2 protein-coding genes and 1 pseudogene are annotated in these 3,669 nt (G+C 38.3%); 1 reads left to right on the plus strand and 2 read right to left on the minus strand.

Features of this window, described 5'->3' with window-relative positions; all coding sequences use genetic code 11:
* On the minus strand, positions 1-2,075 hold a 2,075-nt coding region (locus K8S13_RS24485), incomplete at its 3' end, for an HDIG domain-containing metalloprotein (RefSeq protein WP_291466349.1).
* Positions 2,050-3,000: a PhoH family protein gene (locus tag K8S13_RS24490; protein WP_291466350.1), complete on the minus strand. Its 951-nt coding sequence runs from the start codon at positions 2,998-3,000 to the stop codon at positions 2,050-2,052. The genes K8S13_RS24490 and K8S13_RS24485, both read right to left, overlap by 26 nt.
* A gap of 109 nt (positions 3,001-3,109) precedes the next feature.
* On the opposite strand from K8S13_RS24490, the pseudogene K8S13_RS24495 reads away from it, so the two are divergent.
* Positions 3,110-3,616, plus strand: a pseudogene (locus K8S13_RS24495) (CvpA family protein).
* Positions 3,617-3,669 lie beyond the last annotated feature (53 nt).

The raw sequence follows: 3,669 nt of genomic DNA on the forward strand, positions 1-3,669 counted from the left end.
GGACGTTCTAATGCTCTGACAGCCGCTTCAACAACATCTGCCACCATGACAATACCGGGCTCTCTTGTCTGGGGTTCGGGTCCAGGATATCTGAAATCTGCTTCATTTACTGTATCATTACCGCTTTTTAAGCTTTTTTGATAAAAATATTTGATCAGGGATGTACCATGATGTTGAATAATCCCTTCAATAATTTCATTTCCTAATTTATTTTTCCTGGCAAGCTCAACACCCTTTTTTACATGCTCGATTAAAATAAGGGCTGACATGGAAGGAGAGAGCTTGTCATGCCTGTTTTTACCGTCTGCCTGATTCTCAATAAAGTATAATGTTTTTCCTAGCTTTCCAATATCATGGTAATAGCCCATTACTTTTGCCTTAAGACTGCTGGCCTCTATGGCCGATGCAGCAGCTTCCGCCAGGGTGGCAACAATGACGCTGTGATTATACGTCCCCGGGGCTTCAATCATCAGTCTTTTAATTAGAGGTTGATCAAGGTTTGAAAATTCCAGAAGCTTTGAGTCTGTTGTATAATCAAAAATAATTTCAATCAGCGGGGTAAATCCAATGGTAAAGGTGGCTGCAAAAAGACCACCGCAAAAAGCTAAGATCACTTCTTTTGCAAGAATGGTAACATTGGGTTGGGCAAGGGAATAGAATCCAATGGAAAGAGCCAGAACAACATTGAAGGCCGCAAGCTTGAAACCGGCTATGATAAAGTTTTTTCTTTCTTGTCGTTCTTTAATCCAATAGGCAGCCGTAATACTCGAGAAAAAGAAAAAGAAAAAAACCTCAAAACTGCCTGAAAATGCAAGGCTTGTCAGCAAGGAGAGAACAATGGTGAAAAAAACGGCAATATCAAACCCCAGGAACAGACAGGTCAGCATGGCTGCTGCCGGGATGGGGATGATCATGAAAAACGATAAAGAGGAGACATCCCATGATGCTTCAGGATTTGCTGACTGGGCAATATAAGTTGAAAATTTGGCAAAGGTGAGATACAAAACAAGTCCTAAGGCCAGAAAGAGGATATGTTTATTATGGGTAGTTTGTAGCTTTTTATGGTCTTTTAAGAAGAGAAGATAAACCACCAGGATGGAAAGAAAAGTGATTAAGGCAATTCCTGTGCTGGAAATAAAAATATCCTTTTCTTCTGCCTGTTCCTGAAGAGCAATAAGCTTTACCTGCCGCACCTTATCCACCCGTTCGCCTTCCCTTAAAATCATTTCACCGGCTTTGATCTGATACAGAATCGGTTTGATTTTGGCTTCAGCTTTTTGTATCCTTTTTTGTGTTTCATTTTTATTTAAGGTAATATTGGGTTGCAGTAATTTTTGACACAGATCAACGATCAGGTTGGAAAGATTATAGTTGATATCTTTTAGTATGGGTTGCCCTTCGATTCGAACCATGGTTTTTGCCTGATCCGGACCATAAAAGACTTTCAAATTATTGACGGTCCTCTCTTTTTTGGAGCCTATGGTTCGAAGAATAATTCCCTTGTGGGCTTCTTTTAATAGAATCTCTTTATTTGCCACAATCCCGTTTGTAAGAATGTTATCAACAATGGTTACAATATTCAGGGTAATGTCGGAAGAGAATTGATATTTGTATAGAATTGAGTAGACCCCTTTGCTGATTTCAATTCCCAGTTTTTCTTCAAATTCAGGTTTGGTGTCTAAAACTATGGCAAATGTCGGATCAGGTTCCAGGTTTTCTTTCTCTGCTTTTTTAAATAATTCCCGGGGGATTCTCATTGCAGTATCAATGTCGGAAGCGATTTTTTTTAACAGGCCGGCATCGAAATCATAAATTTTTTTTACAGAGTCTTTCACTTCATTTATTTTTAGATTTGTGGCTTCTTTATCTTCAACAAAGAAATTTTTAGGTGCTTTGATGTCTCTTTTTGCAACATCCCCGATATTATAAGAATAGGATGTCTTACTTTGTTTCGGGTAGTAGGTGATGGTAAAGAGTACAGTGATAACAATTAGCATTAGCCACAATACAGAAGGTGATGTCAATAAGAACTCTTTTGCCTGCTTGAGATTATTTTCGTTTTTGCTTTTTTTCATAGGCATCTATAATGTTTGATACAAGTTTATGCCGGACAACATCATCCTTTGAAAAATAAATAAATTCAATCCCTTTTATATTGGTTAAGATGTCTTTGGCTTCAATCAGACCGGATTTTTTTCCTGCCGGCAGATCCACTTGTGTAATGTCCCCTGTGACAATGGCTTTTGACCCATAGCCGATTCGTGTTAAAAACATCTTCATTTGTTCTGATGTTGTATTTTGTGCCTCATCAAGGATAATAAAAGCATTATTTAATGTTCTGCCCCGCATAAAGGCAAGAGGGGCAATCTCAATGGTATCCTGTTCAATGAGTGCTTTTGCTTTTTCAAAGTCCATCATGTCATAAAGGGCATCATATAAAGGCCGAAGGTAAGGATTGATTTTCTGGGCCAGGTCTCCGGGCAAAAATCCTAAAGTTTCTCCTGCTTCAACAGCAGGTCTTGTTAATATGATTTTTTTTACCTCCCCTTTTGAAAATGCAGCCATTGCCATGGCCATGGCAAGATAGGTTTTCCCTGTCCCGGCAGGGCCGATGGAAATAAGAATGTCATTGTCTTGGATTGCTTTGACATATCGTTGCTGGGAAGGATTCCGGGGGGTGATGGCTTTATTTCTAACCGTTTTAAATACCGTGGTCTGGAATATATCTTTTAAATGGGAGTTATTGTTGTTTTTTATGGTATTGATCGCTGCATCAATATCGGCTTCCCCAAAGGAGAAGTTATCTTCTAAAAGATGATACAGCTGAAGGATCAGTTTCTCAGCAAGATTTATATCTTCAGGCTTGCCGCTAACCAAAAGCGAGTTACCCCGGGTGTTGATGGTAACTTCCAACGCCTCACAGATTTTGTTCAGATTATTATTATGATGTCCAAAAAGGTCCCGGGTAAGCGCCGGGTTTTGAAACGTAATATTTTTCATGGCTTATAGGGTGCATTTTATTTGCTTAAAGGTCAATAAAAATCTTGACTAAAAAACGTGTAAATTGTTATTGAGAAAGCGCTTTCAACCAAAGCAAAAAAGGAGGAATATGAACACATTTGATATTGTTGTGATTATTATTATCTCATTTTGCCTGATAAGGGGACTCTTTAAAGGAGTCATAGGGGAAATGTCAGGAATTATCGGTGTTATAGCAGGGTTTTATGGGGCCTATACCTACTATCCTTTGATCACAGTCTATGCTGAAAAATGGATTTGAAATCCTGGAATCAGAGATCTTAGTGGTTTTTTCTTCTTATTTTGTGCCATTTTTGTTATTATCAGTCTTGTTTCTGTACTGATCCGTAAACTTTTAAAACTCGTTTTCCTGGGATGGGTTGACAGGACTTTCGGTCTTGTTTTTGGCGCGGCAAAAGGATTATTGGTTGTTTCGGTTCTTTTTATTATGATCACAACATTTCTTCCAAAGAGTTCAAATGTTTTAGCCGGTTCAAAATTTTCTCCTTATGTTGCAAAGGTATCCAAAGCCATGAGCGTGTTAGTTTCACAGAATGATAGAAAAGAGTTTCTAAAACAGCTGGAAGGGATTTTTTAAAATTTGCAAACAATAAACAGACTGTTTGATATTATTCGAACATTAAGAAGCGA

Source organism: Desulfobacula sp., from assembly GCF_021107415.1.

Coding starts and splice junctions, on each gene's coding strand:
- K8S13_RS24490 (WP_291466350.1), bottom strand. CDS start 3,000: ATGAAAAATATTACGTTTCAAAACCCGGCGCTTACCCGGGACCTTTTT.